Annotated in this window: 15 protein-coding genes and 1 pseudogene; 8 read left to right on the plus strand and 8 right to left on the minus strand. The window is 32.8% G+C overall.

From position 1 onward, the window contains the following. Positions 1–79: 79 nt before the first annotated feature. Positions 80–2,629, plus strand: a complete 2,550-nt coding sequence (locus tag LDK52_RS05700) for a Spaf_1101 family AAA-like ATPase (RefSeq protein ID WP_277585024.1) — start codon at positions 80–82, stop codon at positions 2,627–2,629. Between the two features lie 179 nt (positions 2,630–2,808). Continuing rightward, complete coding sequence (locus tag LDK52_RS05705; RefSeq protein WP_277584986.1) at positions 2,809–7,476, plus strand: DEAD/DEAH box helicase; 4,668 nt, start codon at positions 2,809–2,811, stop codon at positions 7,474–7,476. Positions 7,477–7,803: 327 nt separating this feature from the next. Here the strand turns inward: LDK52_RS05705 and LDK52_RS05710 are convergent, their stop codons facing one another. The 3 genes from LDK52_RS05710 to LDK52_RS05720 form a co-directional block, all read right to left on the minus strand. Further along, positions 7,804–8,724, minus strand: coding sequence for a ParB/RepB/Spo0J family partition protein (locus tag LDK52_RS05710; protein ID WP_277584987.1), 921 nt, complete (start codon positions 8,722–8,724; stop codon positions 7,804–7,806). 26 nt (positions 8,725–8,750) lie between these two features. Next, positions 8,751–9,650, minus strand: coding sequence for a ParB/RepB/Spo0J family partition protein (locus LDK52_RS05715; RefSeq protein ID WP_277584988.1), 900 nt, complete (start codon positions 9,648–9,650; stop codon positions 8,751–8,753). A gap of 144 nt (positions 9,651–9,794) precedes the next feature. Next, complete coding sequence (locus LDK52_RS05720; RefSeq protein WP_277584989.1) at positions 9,795–11,144, minus strand: transposase; 1,350 nt, start codon at positions 11,142–11,144, stop codon at positions 9,795–9,797. Positions 11,145–11,427: 283 nt separating this feature from the next. On the opposite strand from LDK52_RS05720, the gene LDK52_RS05725 reads away from it, so the two are divergent. Together LDK52_RS05725 and LDK52_RS05730 are read left to right on the plus strand one after the other, a co-directional pair. Further along, the gene (locus LDK52_RS05725) at positions 11,428–11,676 is read left to right on the plus strand and encodes an AbrB/MazE/SpoVT family DNA-binding domain-containing protein (protein WP_277584990.1); all 249 of its coding nucleotides are present in this window, start codon (positions 11,428–11,430) and stop codon (positions 11,674–11,676) included. A 301-nt stretch (positions 11,677–11,977) separates the two neighbouring features. After that, entirely contained in the window at positions 11,978–12,928 is a 951-nt protein-coding gene (locus LDK52_RS05730; RefSeq protein ID WP_277584991.1) for a hypothetical protein, read from the plus strand. A 226-nt stretch (positions 12,929–13,154) separates the two neighbouring features. Here the strand turns inward: LDK52_RS05730 and LDK52_RS05735 are convergent, their stop codons facing one another. The 5 genes and pseudogenes from LDK52_RS05735 to LDK52_RS05755 form a co-directional block, all read right to left on the minus strand. Beyond that, the gene (locus tag LDK52_RS05735; protein ID WP_277584992.1) at positions 13,155–13,715 is read right to left on the minus strand and encodes a hypothetical protein; all 561 of its coding nucleotides are present in this window, start codon (positions 13,713–13,715) and stop codon (positions 13,155–13,157) included. Beyond that, positions 13,694–15,583, minus strand: a complete 1,890-nt coding sequence (locus tag LDK52_RS05740) for a tyrosine-type recombinase/integrase (RefSeq protein ID WP_277584993.1) — start codon at positions 15,581–15,583, stop codon at positions 13,694–13,696. The genes LDK52_RS05735 and LDK52_RS05740 overlap by 22 nt, the downstream gene beginning before the upstream one ends. Next, positions 15,564–17,897, minus strand: coding sequence for a site-specific integrase (locus LDK52_RS05745; protein ID WP_277584994.1), 2,334 nt, complete (start codon positions 17,895–17,897; stop codon positions 15,564–15,566). The genes LDK52_RS05740 and LDK52_RS05745 overlap by 20 nt, the downstream gene beginning before the upstream one ends. Then, a complete protein-coding gene (locus LDK52_RS05750) occupies positions 17,894–19,234 on the minus strand; it encodes a tyrosine-type recombinase/integrase (protein WP_277584995.1) in 1,341 nt (446 codons plus the stop codon). The genes LDK52_RS05745 and LDK52_RS05750 overlap by 4 nt, the downstream gene beginning before the upstream one ends. Before the next feature lie 562 nt (positions 19,235–19,796). Continuing rightward, positions 19,797–20,240, minus strand: a pseudogene (locus LDK52_RS05755) (AIM24 family protein); the annotation flags it as partial. A gap of 163 nt (positions 20,241–20,403) precedes the next feature. Between LDK52_RS05755 and LDK52_RS05760 the strand changes: the two are divergent. From LDK52_RS05760 to LDK52_RS05775, 4 genes are all read left to right on the plus strand, one after another. Then, the gene (locus LDK52_RS05760) at positions 20,404–21,882 is read left to right on the plus strand and encodes an aldehyde dehydrogenase family protein (protein WP_277584996.1); all 1,479 of its coding nucleotides are present in this window, start codon (positions 20,404–20,406) and stop codon (positions 21,880–21,882) included. Between the two features lie 15 nt (positions 21,883–21,897). Next, positions 21,898–23,061, plus strand: a complete 1,164-nt coding sequence (locus LDK52_RS05765) for a saccharopine dehydrogenase family protein (protein ID WP_277584997.1) — start codon at positions 21,898–21,900, stop codon at positions 23,059–23,061. Further along, on the plus strand, positions 23,058–24,251 hold the full coding sequence (locus LDK52_RS05770) for an acyl-CoA dehydrogenase family protein (protein ID WP_277584998.1): 1,194 nt from the start codon (positions 23,058–23,060) through the stop codon (positions 24,249–24,251). Before LDK52_RS05765 ends, LDK52_RS05770 begins: the two co-directional genes overlap by 4 nt. 226 nt (positions 24,252–24,477) lie before the next feature. Then, positions 24,478–26,595 (plus strand): beta-propeller domain-containing protein, encoded by a 2,118-nt coding sequence (locus LDK52_RS05775; RefSeq protein WP_277584999.1) that lies wholly within the window; start codon positions 24,478–24,480, stop codon positions 26,593–26,595. Positions 26,596–26,666 lie beyond the last annotated feature (71 nt).

Consider the following 26,666-nt stretch of genomic DNA (forward strand, 5'->3'; position numbering starts at 1 on the left):
TAGGACTTTCTCAATAATAACAAACTACTATAGGTAAATAATCATGGTACAATTAATTTAAGGTGGGTGTATAAAATTGGTGAGATTAAAAAAATCTGCTATAGGTGTAATGGATGTATATTCAAAAATTGAAAGTATGAGAAAAAAATATGGAAAAGTTAAAAAAGCTGAAATACATTTCCATACTCCGGCCTCATACGATTACAAACTAATTTCCAATGACAAATATTATAACGAGTTAAGTGAAACTGAAATCATTGAATTTGCATCTACAATTGGTTATCTAACTGTCAATCAAAAAGAGATAATTCTCACCATGTTTCTTAATGGAGAGTATTCAGGAGAAGAGTATGAGCACATACTAAAAATAGAGGGTACTCCATATGAAGATTTTAAGGAACGTTTATCTTATGAATTAATTGCTTATAAATTATATTCTGAAAATATAGAACTTGCTATAATTACTGATCATAATACGATTTCAGGCTTTTCTAAATTAAAGTACGCACTTGATCAATTTTATAAAAAACGTATTAAATATTTTAATATACAAAAAAGTGCAATAAAGCTACTATTAGGCGTTGAAATTAGTTGTTCTGATTGTAACCATGTTGTGGGAATATTTGATGAAGAAAATATAAAAACTGTAGAAGATTTATTGGATAGCCTTATTCACAGTGAGAAATCAGGAACTGTAGAAAATACTTATACAATATTAAATATAATCAGAGAGAATAATGGTATAGGATATATTGCTCATATAAATACATACAATGGACTTGGTACTAAATTGTATAAAGACAAATTATTTAATCCGGAAATTTGTAATATTCTAGGTATAACAAGTTTTAATGGTGAGGGTTGGAAGAGAAAGACTTCACTTGAGTTCGAAGATTCCAATGTATGTTATCTATATGAAAGTGACGCTCATCTATTAAATGAAATGGGCTTAAAAAATACGTGGATAAAAATGGACAAAATATCCTTCGATGCCTTGAAAATTGCTTTAAAAAATTATTCTTTTTGTGTTTATCATGAAAAACCTACTTCAACTCCTATATTTATTAAAGGGTTATATATAAAACCTACAGCCAAGAGTTTCTTAACGGGGAAAAGGCCCAATGAAAATTTCATAGTAGATTTTTCAAAGGACTTAAATTGTATTATAGGTGGTAGAGGGACAGGTAAGAGCACTATTTTCAATATTTTAGATACAATATTTACCCAAGAAACAGACTCTTTGGCTAAACTTAAATTCACTTCATTATATGAATTTATATATGTAGTGTTTAGAGCTAATCATAAAGACTATGTAATTAGATTTGTACCACAAACAAATGAACATTTGGATATAACCAGAAATGATTTTTTTTCGGATAGCGCCTTTAAAATTCATCCTAGGCAAAATTCAATTATCCAGCTTTCTAAAGATTGGTATGATTTATTTGAAATAAGCTCACCAACGCAAGCAATAGAGCTAAAAAATATACTTGATTGTGAAGAAATACTATCAAGTGTTTATAAAAAACATTATTCAATAAATCATATTGTAAACCTTGTACAACAAAGAAGTCTGGGAGATTTCATAAAGAAAGTTATTCACTCGGGAATAACTAATAGTTATTTAGACAAAATGTTTCAACGAATATTAAAATCTAGTTCTAAAGATTTTATAAAAAATTTAAAAATATTCATTACTAACTTAAGACCCCAACTAACTCTTATTGAAAATGAAGCAAAACAAAAAATTCAAGGATTTAACAATTCTTATAAAGATTTAATACAGATTGAATTTGCTCCGCAACTTTCTGATACCCCTACTTTTGTTCATGAAATTTTTAAAAGTATTAAGTTAGAAGAGTATATTTCAAAAACAAAATTGAAGTGGATTGATGCACTTACTTTTATAGAAGTTCTAATCGAAAAAGTAGGTTATATTGATTTCTTAGATATGTTAATAAAGAGACAATTTCTGAATCTAAATGCAATCGAACCGATTAAAAAATATGCAACTGAAGAGCTTACTGTTAGAGATTTAGAGAATGGATTTATAAATATAGAAGATGTACCTTTAGGAAAACTATATGGTCCGATTCTTGATGTCTTTAAGAATGAACAATATAGCGTGATAGCTTCTCTTGAGGCTTTCATCAAATCTGTGGATGATTTCTCAATAAACTTCAACGTTAATTCAAAAGAGTCTATTCAAACGTTAAAACCAGAATTTAGAAAGATTGAAAATCTTTCCTTAGGTCAACAAGTAGTTGCAATATTAACGTTCATTATGGAATACGGAAAATACACAGGCGATTTCACGCCATTCATTATAGATCAACCTGAAGATAATTTAGATAATCAATACATATATAACACTCTAGTTTCAAGTCTTAGAAAAATTAAAAATCATAGGCAAGTTATAATTGTCACCCACAATTCCACTATTGTTACAAATGCTGACGCTGAACAAGTCATTGTTTTAGATTCAGATGGTAACACGGGTTATATAAAAAAAGCTGGTTACTTAAGTGACAGTCGAATAATGAGGTTAATATTAGTCCATTTAGAAGGTGGCGAGAAGGCTTTTGCTGATAAACGAGCAACTTATTCCGCTATTCTTAATAAAAATTAATATTATTGCTAGATATAGATAAAAGGATGATTCCAGTTAGATGGATTTAAATTTAATTTGTAATTCTATTTGGGATTTTATTTTGAATAATTGAATTCAAAAAAGCAATAGAGTATACAGTTAGTTGAATAGTATATAATAGTGAATATAAATTAAAGGAAAATAAGAGGTAATGCAGTATGGAAAATACAAATCACAGAAGTTTTGTTTCATTATTAGTTGATATTGATGTAGAGTATCGTACGCAACGAGATCGTGGAACATTATTTGAAATACTTTCTCGTACCTATTTAAAAAACGAGCCCATGTATGCTCGTTTATTTGATGAGATTTGGATGCTAAATGAAGTGCCAAAAGAATATGGTATTCCTAAAAAAGATACTGGTGTAGATTTAGTGGCGCGAGAAAAAGATACTGGTGATTTAATAGCTATTCAATGTAAGTTTTACTCAGATGATACAACTATTCAAAAGAAACATATTGACTCGTTTTTAAATGAAGTGGGAAAAAAATATTATGCAAAAGGTATTATCATAACCTCCACTGATAAATGGAGCAAAAACGCAGATGATGCAATTAATGAGCGTGACAAAGATATCGCTCGTATATCTTTATCTCATTTACAAGAAAGTCAAATTGATTGGTCTAGTTACTCTTTAACAAAGCCAAAAGAAGTGGTTTTACACGATAAAAAAACTCCTAGACTTCATCAAAAACCAGCTATTGAAGCTGTGGTAGAGGCTTTTAAAACAGCTAATCGTGGTAAATTAATCATGGCACCAGGAACAGGTAAAACGTTTACCTCTCTAGCAATTGCTGAGAGACTAGCTGAAAAAAAGGATGGTATTTTTAGAGTCTTATACTTAGTACCTAGTATTCAGTTACTTTCTCAAACACTTCGGGGGTGGACTGCAGACACTAGGTATTCAATGGATTCTATTGCTGTTTGTTCAGATAAAAAAGTAACAAAAGCAAGTAATGCAGATGAGATAGATGATATTACAGCTACCGATTTAGGTTATCCTGCAACCACTAGTGCACAAAAATTAATAGAATACCAAACACGTATTGAAAATAATTCATCTAAAGGTGACTTCTTAACGGTATTTTCAACTTATCAATCAATTGATGTTATTACTCAAGCTCAAAAGAATGGCTTCTACGAATTTGATTTAGTGGTTTGTGACGAAGCGCATAGAACAACTGGATCTACTGACATGGGTAAAGAAGAAAGTGCCTTCACGAAGGTACACAGTGACAGTAATATAAAAACTGCCAAGCGACTGTATCAAACAGCAACTCCCCGTGTTTACGGTGAAAATGCAAAACAAAAAGCAGATGAATTATCTGTTGTAATTGCTGATATGAACGATTCAACATTATATGGTGAAGAATTGTATCGAATTGGTTTTGGGGATGCTATTCGTAAAGGTATTTTAACAGACTATAAAGTAATGATTTTAGCTGTTGATGAAGAAGTAGTAGCTCGTAGATTCCAGCAAATGTTTGCTAATGATTCAGAGTTAAAATTCGATGATGTAACAAAAATTATTGGGTGCTGGAATGGGCTAGTAAAAAGAAAAAGTAACTCCAATGAGGTACTTGGTGATCCAATGAAACGTGCAATTGCGTTTACTGGAACAATCAATGATTCTAAAAAACTAACGGATATGTTCTCACAAGTAGTTGATATGTATATCAATGAAAGTGGTGAGCATCAGGATATCTATGAAGTTGAAATTGATCATGCTGATGGCTCAATGAATGCCTTGCAGAAAAACAGAAAAATCTCTTGGTTAAAATCCGAGATTCCTGATAAAACTTGTCGCATACTTTCTAATGCTAGATTCTTAACAGAAGGCGTTGATGTACCAGATTTAGATGCTGTAATGTTCTTAAAACCAAGAAAATCTAAAATTGATATTGCACAAGCGGTTGGTCGTGTAATGAGAAAAGTTGATGGTAAAGATTACGGATATGTAATTTTACCTATTGGTATCCCTGCAGGAAAAGATGCAAACTCAGTATTAGATAATAATGATAAATATCGTGTAGTCTGGGAAGTATTAAACGCTTTACGCTCTTTGGATGAACGTTTTGATGCCACAATAAATAAATTAGAACTAAATAAAAATAAACCAAAGCAAATTGAGATTATAGATGTAGGTGATTCACCTGAAGGTGGTGAATTTGAATTTATTGAGCAAGAAGATGAACAATTAAGCCTAAATCTAGAAGAGAATTGGTCAGAATTAGAGAAAGCCATTTATGGAAAAATTGTTAAAAAGGTTGGTAATGTACGCTATTGGGAACAATGGTCAAAAGATGTAGCTGAAATAGCGCAACAACATATGTTGCGTATTAGGGTAATGTTAGATGATACGAATAGCAATGCTTATATGGAATTTCAAAAATTCTTGAAGAGCTTACGCTATAACATCAATGATTCAATTTCAGAAAATCAAGCAATCGAAATGTTAGCACAACATATGATTACTAAACCAGTGTTTGAAGCCTTATTTGACTCATATAGTTTCGTGCATAATAATCCTGTATCTAAAGCGATGGAAACTATTTTAAATGTACTAGATGAACAAGGTCTAATGAAAGAACAAGAAAAACTACAAGGTTTTTATGATAGTGTACGTTTAAGAGCAGAAGGAATTGACAACTTAAAAGCAAAACAAGATATTATAGTCCAACTATACGATAAGTTCTTTAAAGTAGGCTTTAAAGAAACAACAGAACGATTGGGTATTGTCTTTACACCGGTAGAAGTAGTAGATTTCATTATTCATTCTGTTGATGATGTGCTAAAAAAACACTTTGGTAAATCTTTAGCTAGTGAAGGGGTTCATGTACTTGATCCATTTACGGGGACTGGTACATTTGTTACTCGTTTGCTTCAAAGTGAATTAATACCAAAAGAAGATTTATTGAGAAAATACACACAAGAAATACATGCAAATGAAATTGTGCTATTAAGCTACTATATTGCAGCAATTAACATTGAAGAAACGTTCCATAGCATTTATGAAGGAAATTATATACCATTTGAAGGTATCGTATTAACTGATACATTCGAAAGTACGGAATATAAGGAATCATTTATGAGTGAATTATTCAATGAAAATAATGACCGGCTAAAGAAACAACAACAAGAACCAATTTTTGCTATTATAGGGAACCCACCATATTCAGTAGGTCAAAATAATGCAAATGATGATAATCAAAACGTGTCTTACCCAATACTCAAAAATTCAATTGATAAAAGTTATTCTAAATATAGTAAGGCTAATTTAAAGAAATCACTATATGACATGTACGTTCAGGCTTTTAGGTGGTCAAGTGACCGCATAAATAAGAAGGGTGTTATTGGCTTTGTAACAAATGGCTCTTTTATTGATAGTCAAAGCACGGATGGCTTACGTAAAAGTTGGTTTGAAGAGTTTAATTATATATATGTATTTAATTTACGTGGTGACCAAAGAACACTAGGTGAGCAATCAAGAAAAGAAGGTGGAAAAATATTTGGTTCAGGAAGTCGAACTCCTATAGCTATTACACTTCTAGTAAAGGATGGTTCAGAAAAGCATCAAATTTCATATCATGATATTGGGGATTACTTGTCGCGTGAACAAAAGTTAAATATTATTAATGATTTTAAGTCCATAAAAAATATAAACTGGGAATCAATTATTCCTGATACAAACAATGATTGGATTAATCAAAGAGATCAAAATTACGAAAACTATCCATCTATTGATGGAGACTACTTTTATAATAAGGCTATTGGTGTAAGTACTAACAGAGATACTTGGGTTTATGGATTTAATAAATCCTCGGTTGAACAGAATACATTCCAAATGGTTAAAAATTTCAATGAAGAAGTACGCAGATTATCTTCAATTAAAAATTCAAAAGAAAAATTAAATGCACGTAATCTAAATAGTAACTTCATTAAATGGTCAACAGGACTTGCAAATCTACTTGCAAAAGGAAAAGAAATTTCAGTAGATTCTAGCAATTTAACTAAGAGTCTATATAGACCATTCACAAAAAAATGGTTATTCTATGACAAAAATGTCATTGAAAGGCCAGGTCGTTTTAAAGATATCTTGGGGGAAAACAATAAAATAATTTATATAACAGGTAATGGAGCTAGTAGAGGTTTCTCAACAATAGTTACTGATAGTGTACCTAATTTGCATTTGCAAGATTCAGGTCAAGCGTTTTTAAAGTATGTAAAAGAAGATGATATTTTCGGAGACTTAAATTATAATATTTCAAATAAAATTTGTAAGAAACTGAATTTAACTTCAGAAGAAGTATTTAATTATGTCTACGGTATACTACATTCAAATGAATACAGAGAAAAATATGCAAATGATTTAGGAAAAGCATTACCAAGAATCCCCATAGTAAAAAATAAAGGGATATTTATTGAAACTGGAAAGAAATTAATTGATTTACATTTAAATTATGAAAATGCAGCGATGTATGATGGGGTTGATATACAATACAAAAATAATCCATCATTTGTTGTTAATAAAATGAAGCATCCTAAAAAAGGAATGATTGATACTATTATTTATAATAATGATATTACTATCACAAAAATTCCTGAAAAAGCATATGAATACATGGTAAATGGTAAGCCTGCAATTCAATGGATTATTGAACAGTACCAAGTTAAAATAGACAAGAATTCAGGTATTACGGATGATCCGAATATGTATTCTGAAGATGAAAAATATATTTTCAATTTATTGCTTTCTGTTATTAATGTATCAGTTCAAACAGTTGAGCTAGTCAATGACTTACCGGCCTTAGAAATATTAGAATAGTTTTAATTTTATAATAAATGAGCATATTTGACTTCAAATACGCTTGTTTTTTAAAAAAAATCTTTTTTATGATAAGGTTTTTTCGAAAATTGAAAATAATAGTTATCGATATAAATAGGGCTATAAATGTAGTGAAACCACCATATTGAAATAGTATATAATCTATAGAATATTACTACCTAAGAGAAAAGATTCATTTGAAAATAACCTGAAATCTAAAAAAAATATGAGTTTATTAATATAGTACCCTCTATTAGATTGAAAATAGAGGGTACTTTTCAAGTTATTTTTGCTGGAAAAACTAAGAGTTACAAGACCTTGTACGTTTCAGTTTTGTAGATATTCTTCTAATTCCGCTTTTTTTAATTGAATACTTATACTTAACCCTTCTAATTCTTTATATAGTAAATTAGCATCTGCTGTGTTGTTCACATCCATTTTTGCAATTTCAAATGCTCGTGATTGAAGAGTTTTGATTTCTCGTTGTATCTTGGAACCTATAGTAAAATCATCTTCTTCTATCAATGAATATACATCGCTATATTTCATTTTGGGAGTTCTTAAGAAACTTTTAAGGACAGATTCTGGAGCTACTTCTAATAATTTATCTGATCTTAATTGAGTTGACGATATCCTCTTATGTTCAGCCTTATGAAGTAGATTGTCTCTAATCATTTCTTCAGATAATTCATTTACGATCGCAGGATGATGAATCTTGATTTTGTTTATAAAGTCTATAATTCTTGCTAATAATGTAATTGAAAGATTATTTTTTTGTAGTTTATTTTCAATTTGAGAATGAGGATAATAATTAAATACCTTTAAAGCCTCTTTAACAGGTTTATCTCCTTTGTCGGTTTTATATGCTAACTCTTTAATTGTCCAATTCTCATCGCTATTTGAAGCCAAATCAAATATATATTTACCCCACTCGTAAGTAGTCCAGTCCTCCTTACCTCTCTGTGCAGAGGAAAGCCTGTCCAATTCTTCTTCAATACTAACAGGGGGAGTCACTATATAAACTGGAATACTTTTTGCTCCCATTTGTGTTGCAGCAAACCATCTTCTATGTCCGGAAAGTATAATATATTTTTCTGCTTGTTTATAACAAGTAATAGCCGTTTCCCAACCACGCTTTTCTATAATTTTCTGCAATTTTTCTGATTCTACTGTATAATCTTTTCTTGGATTAAGAGGATTCGGATATATTTTGGTTGTTAGTACTAATTCTAATTCTAAACGTGACATATACTTTTAGCTCCTAGGTATTAATTTCAGCTTTTTAATTTTCCCATTAAATTTGATAGCTGTGTTTCCAAACTTTCTAGCTCATCATAAATCTTTTTCGCATCACTTTTACGAAAGTAGCTAATTAAATTTACATTTTTTGAAGCTTTTTTTATTTTCGTAACGTTAACCTGCAGATTAAAACATTTCTCGAATTCTTGCGATAAGTTAACTTCTCTAACGAAATCGGTTAATTTAAAGGTTGGATCTGTAATGAATTCAACAACTTTTGTATATCCTGCAGTTATTAAATAGTCTCCTTTTAATAGGTCACTGTTTAAGCATTTGTTATCTAACTTTTTTAACATAGATTGTCTGATATATGTTTCAGGCAAATCCTTATAAACTTCTGGATAAAGTTTTTTAACGCGAATACACCAAAGTCTTAGAATATCAAGCATATTAAGACTATAAGTATTGGTGCTTAATTGAGTCTCAATTTCCGTTTTTGGATAAAATCTACCTACAGATATACGTTTTTTAACTGTAGAAAGGGATTCTCCTAGTTTTAATGCTAATTCTTCAACCCTTATACCATGCTCATACAAATTCATTGTGTGAATCATCCACTCATAGGATGACCAGTCTGTCTGATTACCTTGTATAGAACCTAAACGTTCTAATTCCTCTAAGGCATTTTTGGGTTCATCTACTAGATAAATAGGCACTTCTTTCACTCCTATTTGTTTTGCAGCCCACCAACGTCTATGGCCACTAATAATACAATAAAACGGACCTGTTTTATAAGCTACAATTGCTTCTTCAAAACCTTTTGTTTTAAGAATTCGTTGCATTTCGGCAGTTTTATAGCTTGGATCTTTACGTGGATTCTTAGGGTTAGTTATTACTTTATTTATATCTACCCACTGGATTCTCGTTGTTTGCATTTTTAATACTCCTATTTGACAAATTATTTAGTTCCTGTATTTTATATTTTTTATAAGGAATCAATTTCATAATACGTACTTTTAAAAAATCATGGAAGAGCAGAATATTGAATGATTTCTTAAAAAAACGAATGAAAGTACTTATTATGCTGCAGATAGTTGATGGATATTTAGTCTATCAATTGCTAGTTTGGATGCATTATATGCAATGTGAACAAGATCAAAATGAAGTTTAGCTTTCTTTCCAGTACAATGGTAAATCTGGTTCAATAAAAAGTAACCTTTTAGATAGGCGTTTACACGTTCAACGGCACTTCGTGCTTTATATAGTTGGTTCCATTTCTTTGAACCTCTTGCTGGAGCCGTGTATCGTCTAAGATCTTTTGTAACTTTCATTTTATAAACCTTTTGACATAAACTGTCGTTAGCCAATGGACAATTACTACATTCATGAGGGCGTGTATATTTTAAAGTCTCATGTTTAGAATCGAAGCTGTCGTATCGATAGGAATGTTCCCTTACACAGGTTGGTGCGAAGTATTTATCAAAGCCAATGGGTTCTGGTTCATTCTTTCTGTTGTAGGCAATGATGGATTGTGCATTCATGCGATATACCTGTTGATAGATAGGAACATAATCATACCCGGCATCCATTGTGGCATAGGCCATTTTCAAGGAAGGCAAACGATCTTGAATGCCTTTTAACAAGGGAATCGCCGCTTTTCCATCATTCAAACTTCCCGAAGAAAACAGGGATTGGACGATATATTGACTTTTCGTTCCAACGGCAAGATGACATTTGAATCCATACCAAAAGACATTCTTTCCTTCACTATTCTTTTTGACACCCCATTCGGGTTGTATGGGAACAGAAGATCGAAGCTCTGAAAGAGAGACATCCAATTGTGCAGCGATCGTCTTTTGATATAGCGGAAGATTTGCTTCTTTTTCCGCTTTTTCTAGAAGCCATTTTTCACGTTCTTCTTTCTTTTTACGGCCACGTTTTTTCGGCGCTTTTTCTATTTGTTCTTTCTTGAAACGTGCACGATCACGAGCCTCTACGTGGGTTGCGTCAATAGCGATCGTTTCATCAGAGACGAAGCCCTCAGAGATAGCCAGTAGAAGTACACGTTCTTGAACAATTTCCATCGCATCGGATTCACTAATTAACGTAATCATCCGTGAATAAGAAGCTTCTGATGGAATCATGTCCGACACGAGGAAACCACAATCTATCTTGAATCGCAAATCAGTTTGAAGCCGCATAACCATATCCTTAATAAATGGGATGCGCTCGGTGATTCGTATGACCAATGAGTAAATCATCGCTGCATAATTAAGTGTTTGTGGAGCCCCCAAACGAGACTTTTTCATCACAACATCGAGGATCGGATGGATATCGATACCCGATAAAATAGAATTAAAACGATGGGTAGGTTCCAAGTCATATAAAACTTGCATGTCAAACAGGCTTTCTTGTCGTATAATAGGCATAGAGCATTTCTCCAGTCTGTTAATGTGTGTGTAGTAACTCTCATTATACAGAATTTGGGGAGGTGCTCTATTTTTTTGTCATTTTACCCTTAGAGCCGCAAGGGCTCAGGATTATGAAATTGATTCAAGGTGGTAATTATAAAATATATAAAGAAATATTTCTGTTTTTTAATGTAATATATAAATGATAGGTAAGATACCGGTAATATATTCCAAGTAAATTTTTTTTTACATTAGTAAAATTAGTGAGGTTCTCAAAAAGACAAAATTGGTGGTGATAGATGTGAAAATAAATGTAACCAGAGTAGGCAATAGTCTAAGAATGACGCTTCAGCAAGAAGTATTAACGCATTTAAAAATCCAACAAGGTGATAAGATTAAATTCAGATCAGAAGAGAATGGAAAATCGGTTAAAAAAAATAACCGTCTGAATAATGAAGTTTTAGAAGGGATAGAACAAGATTTTTTAGATGGAATGAATGACCTATTTGAAAACTATGATAAGACTTTACGTAATATAGCAGATAGGTAATAGCTTAATTTTTGGCACGTTATTTGTCAGAGAAAGAGTTACTTGAAATGAAAAGGTGTTTTAAATAAGTAGTGATGGTTGTGAAAAGATTGAATGCAGGTGGTTCTTGAAATTCGTAGTCTATTTTAGGTTGAAAAGTGAAAATGAAATTACAGAATTAGAAGCTAAAATGACTTCGGAAGATTGGTTTCATACGGTAGTGCTTATTAGCATACTCCTGGGTATCCGTTAGAAAGTGGATAATTAATTTTTATAGAAGAAATAGGAGTTTTCGAAAAAACAGGAAAAGAGGTCCAGTGAAATGGAAAAAGGTGAAATATTTACAGTTTTTCAATTTGAAATGAACAGCGAAAAAATAAGCCGAATAACCCCTGAACAACGACAAGAAGCATATGAGTCTATTTATCAAGATTATATGTACAATAGAGAAAAACTCGGAGCGCCAGCGAGCAGCATAAACGATTATTTTTCATGGATTTCAAGAAAACTAGACATTCATATTGTATATTTTGAAAAGGACAAATCAGTTAAAAATATTTCCTTTTTTTCCAAAACTGAACAACCTGGTAAAATTATATTGCATGATCTCACACAACAAGAAATACCTTACGAATATATTATTGCAGATGTAAGTACATTTTTAGCTGGAGTAATAGGAATCGGATATCTCCAGATAGAACCAGAAAAAATAATTAATGCGGGGCTATTTTCGGATGGTCATTTAGTTAGTGAAGTAGGAGGTTTTCTATTCAAGAACGAATTTCAATCAAATTTCAGACCGCTATTAACAAACCCTTTTGAAAGTATGAAATTTAATCAGTTACGAATTCATAAAGAAATGTACAATTTTATAGAAATGATAAAAGAAATCAAAGATGATCAATTTAAACTTGAATTAGAAGAATGCTTGGAAGCGTATGAGAATGAAAAGTTTTTTGTGTGTGCTGCTGGTTTAGGCAGTGTACTGGAACATTTATTATTTTTGGCCATTAATAAGCATGTGGCTGAAGCCGACGTCAAAACCAATGAAAATTCTACTGCGAGTGACTACATTGGACAATTAAAAAAAGAACCATTTTTCATGGATAGACGTCAATCCAATTACTTAAAGGTTGTTTTTGCGATGCGAAACAGCGTCTCTCATTTCAATAAAGGAATATTCAACAAAGATATGTGCGATCAGCTTTTAGCTGGAATCAAACATTCCTTTGACACCTATTACATGTTTGAAAATAGGCCGACATTACCCTAATTATTTTGTTTTAAATGAATTGGAATAGTTAGAGTAGATTTTTGCTGTTGCAAAAATTCTATGCTTGGTTCTTTGAACTCTTTAATAATAAATTAAAACGTCTAACTATCGGAGCTAACTGATTAATAATCCATTAAAATTGTATGTAGTAAAGGTCCTGAAATTAGGTAAATCCACTCTATTTATTCAACCACAAATGGAGTGGATATATTGAAGTGACTAGTTATTAATCAAGATTAAGCGAGATTAGGTTTCCTTTCTTATTTCTTAATTTCTTAAGTTCTACTTCAATATTATTTAAATTTTTCACGAGTTCTATTCGTTCCATGCCCAATAACTCATTCTTAACCATAAGTCGATTTACTTCAGCCTGTAAGTGTTCATTATGTATCTTCAAATTATTAAATTCTATTTGGTCTATAATTGCTTTATCTAGAAACCTCTCAAGTTCAGTAATCCGTTCTCGTATTTTTCCTTGCTTATTTTTTGATAACAAATCTTGTTTTTCAATATTACTTATACGATTTTCAATATATAAAAGTAGTGTATTTGGATTATTATAAACTGTACTTTTGGATATTTTCACCGCATTACACACCCCTCGAATATTAAAGTTTATAGATTTAATTTCTTCTAAGGATTTTATGATTCGTTCTTCTGTTATTTGAAAGAATCGTTCAATCTCTATAAAATGCCCTTGAGTGCTTTCCTTATAGTTATTTAATTCTCCTAAATTAAATTGTTTTAAACGTTCTTGAGTTAAAGCTACAACGTTTTCTTGTGCCATTTTTTCATCTCCATCTCAATATCATTAATATTTGTTATAATATCAGATAACTTCGGGTATTTATGCTTAGTCTCCTCAAAACCAACTTCAGCTATTTCATCTTTTAGCATTTCTAACTCTGGTTCTAACTTACGTTCGATGTATTTTTTAATTCCTTTCAATTCTCTTTCAAACTCATTACGATATTTTAGATTCTTTTTATATAAGCTTTCATTATATATAATAATGTTTATTTTTTCCTGGAACCGTTTTTCTGAATGGGGTAAATCATCTAATGTATGAAGTTGAGTTCCAAGATAATAAGCATCATTAATACTAGTTATATATTGATTTCGTTCACATAGTTTATTGAAAGATATTCCGCATATACCTAATTCCATATCTGCAATCTGATTTTCAGTTCTAGAAAGACGAGAGATTATTTCATTTATATCCTTGAAAATATTTAGTTTATTCATTTTGATGAAATTGTTTATATTTTCGTAGTCTTCTATATATTCCGGTGACTTTAGTTCTTCTTGTAAATATTTACTTGAGGATTCATCTATTTCGGTAATAAGTTTTGTACCATCCTGTGACGATCTTTTCATCAAAGTTTCAATTGCATTTAGATTAAACTTTTTCAACTCTTCTAGTCTAATATAATGTTTGGTCATATCTTCAGTTAAATGATTCATATGTTGGCGGATAAAGTCTAATTGATAACCCTTATTGTATAAAATCGTTGCCAATGTAACTCTATATTGGTGAAAAGTAACATAGTAAATTTTTTTATCTATTTCATCATTTGGGACAAAACGCAATATATTAAACTTTCTCTTACTGGTTATAGAAAATTGATTTAACTCTTGATCAATTATTTTATCAAACATTAATGCATCTTGGTGACGATAAAAGAATTCCACTAGGAGGTAGCGGAGGAACGTTCTTGATACTTCTGTCCCGTCTTTCTTAACAAATAAGTAGGTAGACTTTCTGTTTTTTTTAAATATTTCTGTAAGTGTTTTATAAGCTAGGAATGCATTTTGAGTAATAAAGCTTCTAGTCCATTTGTAATCCTTTTCTTTCACTGTCTTATATGTTTTAAAGTTAAGATAATGTAGAAAATCTGTTTCACCTTTAACACTTATTTTTTCCAACTTATTCACTTCTAATATATGAAATTCTCCAATACGCATACCAGTTTCTGCTAATAAAACAATCATACAAGCACTAGCACGTTGAGTAGTATTCAATTTATCGTTCCGTATATCTTTTATAGCTAAAGAAAGTATTCCGTTATGAAGATTTATTGGGATAAGTTTGTGTTTTCCTTTTTCTCTTTCAACTCGTACTTTTCTTCTATTTATTATATCTAGGTATTTGTAGATCTCAGAGAAATTAATTTTAGGTACTCTGAGCTCTATTTCTGATAAAAAAACCTTTATAGCATGTTTCTTATCCGTAAGAGAACGCTCAGACAATGAAGAGCCTAAAAAATCCTTAAGAAATGGAATATCAATAAGTTCTGGGTAAAATATATGATGCTTAGTTAAGGAAGTGATAAAGCTAACTATAACCCTAAATTTAGATTTAACAGTATTAAAGCGGTTATGTTTGTTGAACAACTCTCTCAAAACCATGTATTTAGCATAATTTTTATAAGTTGTATCTAGTTGATTAAAATCAAACTTATAATATCCTGCCTCACTAGAAAATCTTTTGAATTCTTTAAAATCCCAGAAATCATCTATAAAATCTATATTTGGAGTCACGGCAAAGTTGATAAAACTTTTAGGCTTTATGTTGATAAGTTCTTGGCAAACATTTTCATAAGATGGTAATTCATTTAATGACTCAAAAAACTGTTTAATTTTCCTCTCCTCCAATTTTATCCAGCAATTTCACATAATAAGCTGTATGCAGTTTGATTAAAGCGATAATTTTATTTTGCTCCTGGAGACTTTCTGTGCTTTCTTTTAATTTATTAAGTTTTGTAATTCTCTTTTTAAAAATATTTATTCGATTAGTAGTGGTGGCAAAATGGTGGCAGATAAGGCATTCATATTCTTCTTCGTCATCGATACACCCTTTTAGTTTACATCCTCCAAGACCATTTTCTACTGGATTTAGTTTTTCAACTTCTTTTTCAATTAAAAAATTTCCATAGATATCAACTCCTGAAATTGTTACACCAGCAAACATTTCAGCGTAATCCTGAGTTTCAGTTTTCTTGCGATAATATCGTCTAGCTGTATGTTCACCATTGCCAGCAAGTTCAGCGATTAGAGAAGTAGGAAGCCTGTCAGTTAAACCTTCAATATATAAATTATCTATAAAAGTAGAACGTAGATCATAGGGGCGATATTTTCCTTCAAGTTGTTCTTTCAATTCCTTCTGAATCTTTCTAAAGTTCTTCTCAAAAGTAGCGCTAAATTCTATAATCCTATCTTTTCTATGTTGATCTTCTTTTAGGAAAATAAACTTTGCAATATCTTTATTGGCTTTACTTTGTATGTTCTCTGTTATTTTAATAGCTTCTTTTATAAGGTTAATTTTTTCAATTGGTAATATTAAATCCATTTTTTGATTTCCAGTTGTCTTTGTGTGATAGCGAATGATACCTGTTTCATCTGAAGTTTCAATAATACAAGATCTTTCCAAGGCTGAAATTTCTCCCAAGCGAAGTTTGGACGTTGCAGCTAAATTAAAAATAATATAACAAAGTTCTCCTGTAATACCTTCATTCTTAAGTTCTGTAAATTTTTTTGCGAACAAGGTAATATCGTGTTTAGTCATAGGGTTACCACCATCAAAATCAATAGGTCTTTGAGAGAGAGAGTTAATTAATAATTGAGGGATTTGATATTTATCTCTATAGAATGTCAAATAACTTTTACAACCCTTAATATAATTATTTGCTGTGGTGGCTGGCTTACTTCCTATAAACAATCTCCATTGCTCTAACAAGTCTGCGGTAAAATAGTTAATCTGTTTTTTGTTTGAAAGATTGTAGGTAAAGCTGAAATTTAGGAATTCTATGATGGAATACATACCAGTCGCCACACTGTCTATCGACTTGCTTGATTGATGCCAAATGTAGCTTTTCAAATCATTCCGAAGAAACTTGTCTTTAACTTTTAAGAAATCAATTCGAAACGGCATTTTTTTTCTACTACTTGCATAACTGTCAGAAGGTATTAATAACCACCTATTTTGCGATGGTACAACTTCTAAAGGATTATAAGTAATTAATCTATAACCTTTTTCATAGTGAGGACCAAAAGCTATGTTACCTAAAGTATTTGCGTTATATGGTGTTCCATTAAAAATATTGTGTTGAATATTTTGCTCTTTTATAATCTTACAGAGATATATATAAAAATGAATTAGGTGGTTAGAAAATTTCGTTGAAACACTAGGATTTATAATATTTGTTTTCTGATAAAATCTATATTGCTTTTTAAAGACATCAAATGAAAAGTCAGTAATAGATTGAGGTTCTTTTTCAACTGCTAATAAACTGTAACGAAATAAATAAATAAACTGTCTTATACTGTTGTATTTTTTACCATTAGACACATTTTTATAAAAACCTATTAGTAGGTTCTTGATTTCAACTATGTTGATGTTCAAGTTAAGTATCACTGGAGAACTTTTTTCATCACACTTTATTAAATGAAGTTGTTCTGGTGAACTTTCAAGAGGGAAGTTAGTTCCAATTTTATCTAAAATATTATCACTTAGAAAGTAGTTCATCTTAGAGGAGTTTCTTTCTTCCCAAATTAGGAATTCTTTAAAAGGTTTTATTTCGGAAATGTTTTTGGGGTTATCCGATTCGTTTTCTAATATGAAATTGTAAAAATCAGATAACATCTTCCGTGCTAGTTTTTGAATTCTCTTTTGTCCATACGAATTCTCATTTTCCCATTTTTGAACACGGATACACTTCATACTTATACAATACTGTTCCCAAGAAATGGATTTAACAGAGTGGTTTTTGAAGATAGTAATTAAATAGTCTTTAAAATATTTAGTAACAGTAAAACGATCTGATGCTTTAAAAATTTGTTGTGAATAAATATCTTCGAAAAAAACGAGGTACAAAGACTTAAACTCTTCATCTTTTAGATAGTTATTTATATGAACTTTAAATTCAGTAACTACCTGCTTACTTAATTTGTCATCCTTACGCTTAGTCATAGATTTAAACCCCTTTTAGTGAGTTTGTCCTGCATAATTGCGAAATTAATCAAATCAGTATCTGTTGGGTTAAAATATATCTTCACACTACTTGTATTTGCATGTCGTAATACGTAACTTAATTTCAGCTCATCAAATCCTTCATTTAATACTTTAAACATTGCAAAACCGTGACGAAAACGATGGTTTAGATTGTTGATTTTTTTTCCTTTATCAATTTCAAGCCCGACTTCTTGAAAAATCTTCTTAATAATGGTATTCCAAGCTCCACCAGTAATTGGAGTATAGTTCTTGCTAATAAAAACATATGAATTTCTATAAATATCATTTTTGCTAACTTTATCTGCTATATTTTTCTTCGAGTAGTTTTCATATGCTTTATCACTCATGGAAAAAGGAGAGGTCGTTTCATCAATATATTTTTGGATTAAAAAATATGTAGTAGGTGAGATTGGAATAATTTGATAACCATTCCCCTCCACAGAGTATCCATCACTAAGGTGTTCGTCCGGTGAAGTAATTTTCATACAACCTTTTGCGTACTGCCATGGTTTATCTGTAAAACGATTTCTTAGTATAAGTCGACATGTGTCCTTCTGTTTTGTTATTTCTTCTCCTTGTATGTCCTCTATTGTTAATCCAAAAACCTCGCCAATTCTAAGGCCATATTCATACATCAATTTAACAATAATTTTTTCTCTAAGTGTGTATTTGTCATTAATTACTTTTAAAATATCCAAGTATTCTTTGTAACTTATGTATTTTGGAACTTTATTTATTTTAATTTCCTTTAAGTTCATGGAATATGTTTGGACTTGTAGTGAGTTATTCTTAGAGTAATAAGCATTTCCACTATCTATAATTCTATATAATCCTTTTGTTTCTTTAAAAATATTATCTGTTATCCCCAAAAAATCAAAAAAACTTCTATACACTCCTAAATATGCATTAACAGTATCATTTTTTCGAACTGTCTCTAAGCAGTAGGTTATATATTGTCCATTTCCTTTACCACCTTTTAGGAAAGTAATAATTTTATTTTTGTCATCAGGATTTAAATACCCAATATCAGTGTTGAAAAGTTCTAAGTATGAGTATAGAAATTTCAAAGCACGAAGGGCTAATTCTCTATGGCTAAATCCTTTATCTTCTAATTCTAAATTCAAATATTTATAAGTGTCATAGCAAACCTTTTGATTGGTACCTATAACCATCATATATGTAAATTCTTTATATTTTTTTAGGATTGCAGCTACCATAACTTCAGATGAATTATTTCCTTGGATTCTTTCGTATTTAACTCCAAAGTATCCTTTATATTCCACAATTTTGTCCATATATTAAACTCTCCCTTAATATTTTTATTTCTTTAACTCTTGTTAGACCTAAGTATGATTAGGATGTTATTTCCTCTAAATTAAAGTCCAGTTTTATTTTAATGTTAAATTTAATAGATCAAGGTTCCTAAGTTACCAGGATAAAGAGTGTAGATTTTATATTCAACTGGAATATAAGAAAATCAATAGAATTATTTAGAATTTATATATTTATTGTGATCAAATATATAACTGTTTGTTCTTCAGTAGGCTTAAATCCCTTTTTGATTAATCTAGTTATTATCATGTTTTAGAAAGGGTACTAATTTGATCAACTAGCATTAGTTGAATACTAGGGAATGTATGTTCTTATTAGATTGTATCACAACATATAGTGTTGAATGAATATATATCTAAAGTTGTTTCTATAATAATGGGGTTTAGTAATCAGAAATGTTTTGCTTTTATAGAGGAAATACATATTAGGAGTGGACACTTTTTAAGGGACGGTAAGGAGATTTATAAGAGTAATCATTAATTGTTTTCATTAATATTATTGGACAAATTAGTAAGGTAGCATAACTTCACCACCAAAAAATCCAGTTCCAAGCTTTCGCTGAAATTCAATGCCAATTGTAACGCCCTTAGCTGCTGCTAAGAATGCATCCTTTTGACAAATAATTTTGCCACGGTATTGGCTTAAATCCATCGGAATAATTTTACCTGGATAAGGGGAGGCGAAGTAGACATGTTTTTTTCCACTACCGGCATTAGTAAATGTTGTCATGAATAAACTTTCGCCTGTAAGCATACGTTTACCTGCACCCATTAATTTACCCATAAGACCGCCGCCACTACCAGCAGAACCGGAGGACCCATCTCCAAAAATAGTTTCCATTGAAATGCCGTCTTCCATCATCATTAAGCTGCCTGCTTCTGCAACAACTGTTTCTTTTGGATCTAATTCGATTTCAACAAATTGCATATCGTCACCGTATAGTTTGTAGTCAATTTCATGGTTATTCATGAACAAATTCCTCCTTAAATTTTTCTCTACCATGTATACGAAAGGAAGATGAAAAAGTTTCATCCTTTATTAATCAAAAAAATATTAAAGGGATTTTAAGACCCATTATCGAATATAAAAGTAATGAAAACGTTTACATATTAAATTGAAAAGAGGTAATAGAATGAAACTAACAAATTTTATTGATGGGAATTGGCAGGAAGTTGAGAGTGCCGAGTATACACCAGTGTTAAATCCCGCGAATGGGGAACAGCTGGCAGAGGTCATGCTATCTACAGAGGAAGATGTAAACCTTGCAGTAGAAGCTGCAGTGAAAGCTCAAAAGAAATGGGCACTTGTTCCTGCACCGAAACGTGCCGATTATTTATATGAGATTGGAAGAATAATGAAAGAAAAGAAAGAGCATCTAGCCCAAGTGTTAACAAAGGAAATGGGCAAAGTGATTGAAGAAGGTCGAGGAGAAGTACAGGAAGGCATTGATATGGCATTTTATATGGCAGGTGAGGGACGTCGTTTATTCGGCGAGACAACTCCATCTGAATTGGCGGACAAGTTTGCGATGAGTGTTCGCGCACCTATAGGAGTGGTAGGGCTGATTACACCATGGAACTTCCCAGTTGCTATTGCTACGTGGAAATCATTCCCCGCTATTGTTGCAGGAAATTCATTCATTTGGAAACCGGCAACAGAAACTCCCATGATGGCATATGAAATGGCGAAGATCTTTGATGAAGCGGGAATACCACCTGGAGTTGCTAATGTCGTATTTGGATCAGGTGCTCAAGTAGGTACGGCTTTGATTGAACATCCAGATGTGAAGGTTATTTCATTCACTGGCTCTACAGATACAGGAAGTAAAGTAGCGGAACTTGGTGGTCGTCATTTAAAGAAAATTTCCCTTGAAATGGGTGGCAAAAATGCTGTAATCGTAATGGATGATGCAGACCTACCATTAGCAGTGGAGGGTATTTTATGGAGTGCCTTTGGGACTGCTGGACAAAGATGTACGGCATGTAGCAGAGTTATTGTGCATAAAGATGTAAGAGGAGATTTAGAAAAAATGCTCCTAGAACAAATGGAAAAACTAACGGTTGGTAATGGCTTAGATGAAACGGTCAAAATTGGTCCAGTTATTAATAAGAAAGCATTAGAAAAAATCCATTCCTATATAAAAATTGGACAAGACGAAGGGGCCACTCTCTTAACGGGAGGGACCATTTTAAATGAGGCAGAGTTAGCAAAAGGAAATTATTATGCCCCTACGCTATTTACAAATGTGACCCCAAATATGCGAATAGCACAGGAGGAAATCTTTGGTCCTGTTGTTTCTTTAATAGAAGTGAGTTCACTAGAGGAAGCGATTGAAGTAAATAATGGAGTGAAGTTTGGATTATCTAGCTCCATTTATTCAAGAGATGTCAATAAAGTTTTCAGAGCACAGCGTGATTTAGATACTGGGATTGTCTATATCAACGCAGGTACAACGGGTGCAGAAATTCATCTGCCTTTTGGAGGAACAAAAGGGACAGGGAATGGACATCGTGATTCAGGTGTAGCAGCTTTAGATGTGTATACAGAATGGAAAAGCATATATATAGACTACAGTGGAAAATTACAGCGTGCACAAATAGACACAGTATAATTAGGAGATGATTACATGATAATTGCTGTATTAGGTGCAGGGTTAATGGGGAAAGAAGCAGCTCGTGATTTAGTGTTAAGTCCAAATGTGGAAAAGGTTTTATTATGTGATTTAGATGTAGGTCAGGCACAAATGTTTAAGGAAAGATTGCAAAACTCCAAAATTGAAGTATTGAGACTTGATGCTAACGAGGACGATAGTATACGTAAAATAATGAAGGAAGCGGATGTAGTAATAAACTCATTATTTTATACGTTCAACGAAAAAATTGCTAGGCTCGCTGTAGAAGTCGGCGTGCATTCTATCGATTTAGGAGGGCATATTGGAGGGGCTACAGATAACGTATTGATGCTCCATGAAAAGGCTAAAGCTAAAGGCATTACGCTAATTCCTGATTTAGGTGTCGCTCCAGGAATGATCAATATATTAGCTGGATACGGTGCTTCCAAACTCGACGAAGTGGATGCTATTCGACTATATGTCGGGGGAATACCTGTTGAGCCCGAGGGGATTTTTGGTTACAATATCGTCTTTTCATTAGAAGGAGTATTCGATCATTATACAGATGCTTCACATGTTATAAGAGAAGGACAGCTTCAGGAAGTAGCATCTCTTTCAGAAGTTGAACCAATTACCTTTGAAGAGTATGGCGAACTAGAGGCATTTCATACAGCTGGTGGTACTTCAACGCTTCCGAACTCTTTTCCGAATGTTGATACACTTGAATATAAAACAATACGATATAAAGGGCATGCAGATAAATTTAGACTGCTCGTAGACTTAGGGTTAACGAATAAAAAAACAATTGTAAATGTGAATGGCAATATGGTAAAGGCTCGAGATGTATTGAAGGAAGTCCTGACTCCCCAGTTATTACTTGGAGATAAAGAGGATGCAGTATTACTAAGAGTAATTGTAGCTGGTCTAAAAGATGGAGTCCCTACCAATTATACGTATGAAATGGCGACCAAAAAAGACTCTCTTTCTGGTGAAACCGCAATGGCTAGAGCGACAGCAAATACTATTTCCGTAGTTGCACAAATGATTGGAAACGAGGTCATTAATAATCGGGGAGTATATCCACCAGAGCTAATCGTTCCAGGAGAATTGTATATCCGCGAAATGGCAGCAAGAGGGGTAGAAATAAGAGAATCCATTATAAGAGGTGAGTATAGTTGAACTTTGACTTCTCTGAAGAACAGGTACTATTGCGCAAAACCATTAGGCAATTTGTAGATAATGAAATAATCCCATATATTGCAAAATGGGAATCAGATGGTGCATTTGATCCTGCCATTTGGAAAAGGCTTGCAGACCTTGGGTTGATGGGGGTATGTGTACCTGAAAAATATGGTGGAAGTGGAATGGATTATAATTCCCTTGCGATTGTATGTGAGGAATTGGAGCGTGGAGATACAGCCTTTCGGACAGCAGTTTCAGTTCATACTGGTTTAAATTCCATGACTTTAATGCAGTGGGGATCAGAAGAGCAGAAGACAAAATATTTAATGCCACAGGCTATTGGTGAAAAGATTGGAGCGTTTGGCTTAACAGAACCGGGCGCAGGTTCAGATGTAGCAGCAATGTCTACAGTAGCGGTGCTTGATGGAGATGACTATGTCCTAAATGGACAGAAGACATGGATTTCGCTATGCGATGTAGCAGATCATTTTATTGTATTTGCTTATACCGATAAATCCAAGAAGCATCATGGTATTAGTGCGTTTATCGTCGAGCGTACATTAGAAGGGTTTTCATCTAAAGCTATCAAAGGTAAATATGGCATTAAGTCAGGAAACACAGGGGAACTGTTTTTTGATAATATGCGAGTACCCAAGGAGAATCTTCTCGGAAATGAAGGAGAAGGGTTTAAAATTGCTATGTCGGCCCTAGATAATGGGCGATTCACAGTAGCTGCTGGAGCAGTTGGACTATCGATAGCTTGCCTGGAATCTAGTGTGAAATATAGCAACGAGCGTCAAACATTTGGAAAAGATATTGGAAGGCATCAGCTTGTTCAACAAATGATTGCCAAAATGGAAGCTGGACTTCAAATGAGTCGTCTTCTCGTATATCGAGTAGGTGAACTGAAAAATAAAGGCGTGCGCAATACAAGAGAAACATCTCTTGCTAAATGGCAGGCATGCGATTTTGCCAATAAAGCTGCAGATGATGCAGTGCAAATACATGGAGCATATGGCTACTCCGATGAATACCCAGTAGCTCGCTATTTGAGAAATTCAAAAGCTCCAGTTATATATGAAGGAACACGAGAGATTCACACAATCATGCAAGCGGAATATGTCCTCGGTTACCGGGAAGATAAAATACTAAGCAATATGCTGCCGAAGTGGCCATTTGAAGATTAAGAATGAGGTTTGTCTCATAAGATGCTTCCGAGCGGAGAAAATTGTAAACGCAAGAATGTTGTTCACGCAAGTGAATAATATTCTTGCGTTTTGTTTTTACAACAAACTTAGGAAATCACTGTGTGCAATAAATGATAATTTCAGAATTTTCTTACCTTAGATGTAACTTATTCCTTTTTACAAAGTCTAATGGATTAACAAAGATAAAAAGGAAGGGTGATTTATAGTGAAAAGTTGGACTATTTCATTAATCATATTAGGTTTAGTTGTAAGCGTAGCTAGTATATTCTATGTCACCAAATTATCTGTGACAGCCCAGTCAGTTGTGCTATCGGGTCAAGTTTTTCAAGCATCTTTTTCTTCCGCTATTGAGAACAATGCATTAGAAAATGGAGATTTGTATGTGGAAGATCAGCAAGGGTACAAGGTAGATGCGAATTATTCGCTCACTTCAAACGGCAAATCCATAGAAATTGAGGGCTTGCACGAGGGCTCATACACTTTGCATGTAAAAGACAAACTTGGAATCACAAAAACTAATTTTCCTTTTCGCGTTTATAAAGAGCTACCAACAGTCCAATCGCAAAAGGAGCTAAAAGCCCATTTTGACATGGTAAAGAAGCTTCAAAACATTCAAAATGAGAATGTTACCCTCACGGATACGGCGGAGGAATCAGCAGAATTATCTTCAGACGCTAAAGGTGGTGGAGATCATTCTACGACAAACAATCAAGTGGAGGGGGTAGACGAAGCAGATATAGTACAAACAAATGGCACCCATATATACTCCATAACAGAAAATAATATAGCGATTATTAATATAGAAGATCCGACGAAAATGAAAGAAGAAACAAAGATTCGGTTTGGTCCGGATTATTATCCAATGCAGCTATTCCTAACCGACAAAACACTAATTGTTTTGGCGCAAAAGAATGTATATCAGACATTACAATATGACAAAGGTAGTAATGACGAAGCACGAATGCATATGCCAATAGAGGCTATGACAACTGCACTGTTTTATGACATTTCCAATCCGGAAAACCCGAAATTACAAAGAGAGGTAGGGACAGAAGGAAATATGGCTGGAGCTAGGCTAACAGCGGGTACACTCTACTATATAACAAATGTCTACCCAAATTTTTGGATGATGGAAGAACAAAAAGATACAGAGTTACGACCGTACACTTATGATTCAGAAAAAGGGGAAACAGTAGAGCCTTTACCTTACAAGGATCTCTCCATTTTACCAAATTCCAAGGAAGCGACTTTTAGCATTATCACGGCCTTAGACGTTTCTAATCCGGAGAAAAATGAGGTCGTAACGAAAGGGTACCTCGGCGGAAGTGAGCAATTATATATGTCGAAGAATAACTTATATTTAACTTCGAGTGTTTATGAAGAAGGGACTTCAACCAACAAAATGGGGTGGAATCCGGGTTCAATGGATACGGAAGTGTTCAAATTTGCTTTGGATAAAACAGCAATCCAATTTGTAGCCTCTAATCGATTAAAGGGGCATATTTTAAACCAGTTCTCTATGGATGAATATGTTGGATATTTCCGAGCAGTGACAACTAAGGGGAATAATTGGAATGACAATGAAGTTTCTGAAAATAACTTATTTATATTAGATGAAGGCATGAATTTAGTAGGCTCACTCACTGGACTTGCAAAGGACGAGAGAATTTATTCGGCAAGATTCATGGGTGACAAGGCTTATATGGTAACTTTCAAAGAGACAGATCCATTATTCGTAATCGACGTCGCTACACCTACTTCACCGAAAGTATTAGGCGAATTAAAAATACCAGGCTTTAGTAACTATCTACACCCTTTAGATGAAAACCATCTCATTGGGTTCGGCTACGAAACAAGAATTGATACCCAAAGTGGTGGAAAAGAGCCGCTCATCATGACAGAAGGGATGAAAATTTCCTTATTTGATGTAAGTGATTTAGCAAATCCAAAAGAAAAAGATACGGAAATAATAGGTGATCAAGGCACTTACTCTCCTGTACAATATGATCATCATGCACTTTTTGAACACAAGGAGAACCACTTATATGGATTCCCAATCTCCATTTACGAGAAACTATCTGGGAAGGAATATAGTGATTTCAAACAGGACGGAGCATTAATATACGAAATAACAGTCGAAAAAGGAATTCAAAGAAAAGGGGACCTACTCCGACCTAAAGCTCTTGGGCAAACGTATGAAGAATGGGAGAGCTCGATTCAACGAATGGTCTACGCAGGAGACACAATATATACAATTGCGATGAAAGAAATTAAAAGTTATAATATCGATACTTATAAACAAACTGGATTAGTAAAGTATTAAATCGAAAGTGGCTACCATAGCCACTTTCTTTAGGTTTAAATATATAAAAATGTCTGGTGAGCGCTTTGTTC

Source organism: Psychrobacillus antarcticus, assembly GCF_029533155.1.
Taxonomy (GTDB): domain Bacteria; phylum Bacillota; class Bacilli; order Bacillales_A; family Planococcaceae; genus Psychrobacillus; species Psychrobacillus antarcticus.

Coding starts and splice junctions, on each gene's coding strand:
- LDK52_RS05705 (WP_277584986.1), top strand. CDS start 2,809: ATGGAAAATACAAATCACAGAAGTTTTGTTTCATTATTAGTTGATATT.
- LDK52_RS05710 (WP_277584987.1), bottom strand. CDS start 8,724: ATGTCACGTTTAGAATTAGAATTAGTACTAACAACCAAAATATATCCG.
- LDK52_RS05715 (WP_277584988.1), bottom strand. CDS start 9,650: ATGCAAACAACGAGAATCCAGTGGGTAGATATAAATAAAGTAATAACT.
- LDK52_RS05720 (WP_277584989.1), bottom strand. CDS start 11,144: ATGCCTATTATACGACAAGAAAGCCTGTTTGACATGCAAGTTTTATAT.
- LDK52_RS05730 (WP_277584991.1), top strand. CDS start 11,978: ATGGAAAAAGGTGAAATATTTACAGTTTTTCAATTTGAAATGAACAGC.
- LDK52_RS05735 (WP_277584992.1), bottom strand. CDS start 13,715: ATGGCACAAGAAAACGTTGTAGCTTTAACTCAAGAACGTTTAAAACAA.
- LDK52_RS05745 (WP_277584994.1), bottom strand. CDS start 17,897: ATGACTAAGCGTAAGGATGACAAATTAAGTAAGCAGGTAGTTACTGAA.
- LDK52_RS05750 (WP_277584995.1), bottom strand. CDS start 19,234: ATGGACAAAATTGTGGAATATAAAGGATACTTTGGAGTTAAATACGAA.
- LDK52_RS05760 (WP_277584996.1), top strand. CDS start 20,404: ATGAAACTAACAAATTTTATTGATGGGAATTGGCAGGAAGTTGAGAGT.
- LDK52_RS05765 (WP_277584997.1), top strand. CDS start 21,898: ATGATAATTGCTGTATTAGGTGCAGGGTTAATGGGGAAAGAAGCAGCT.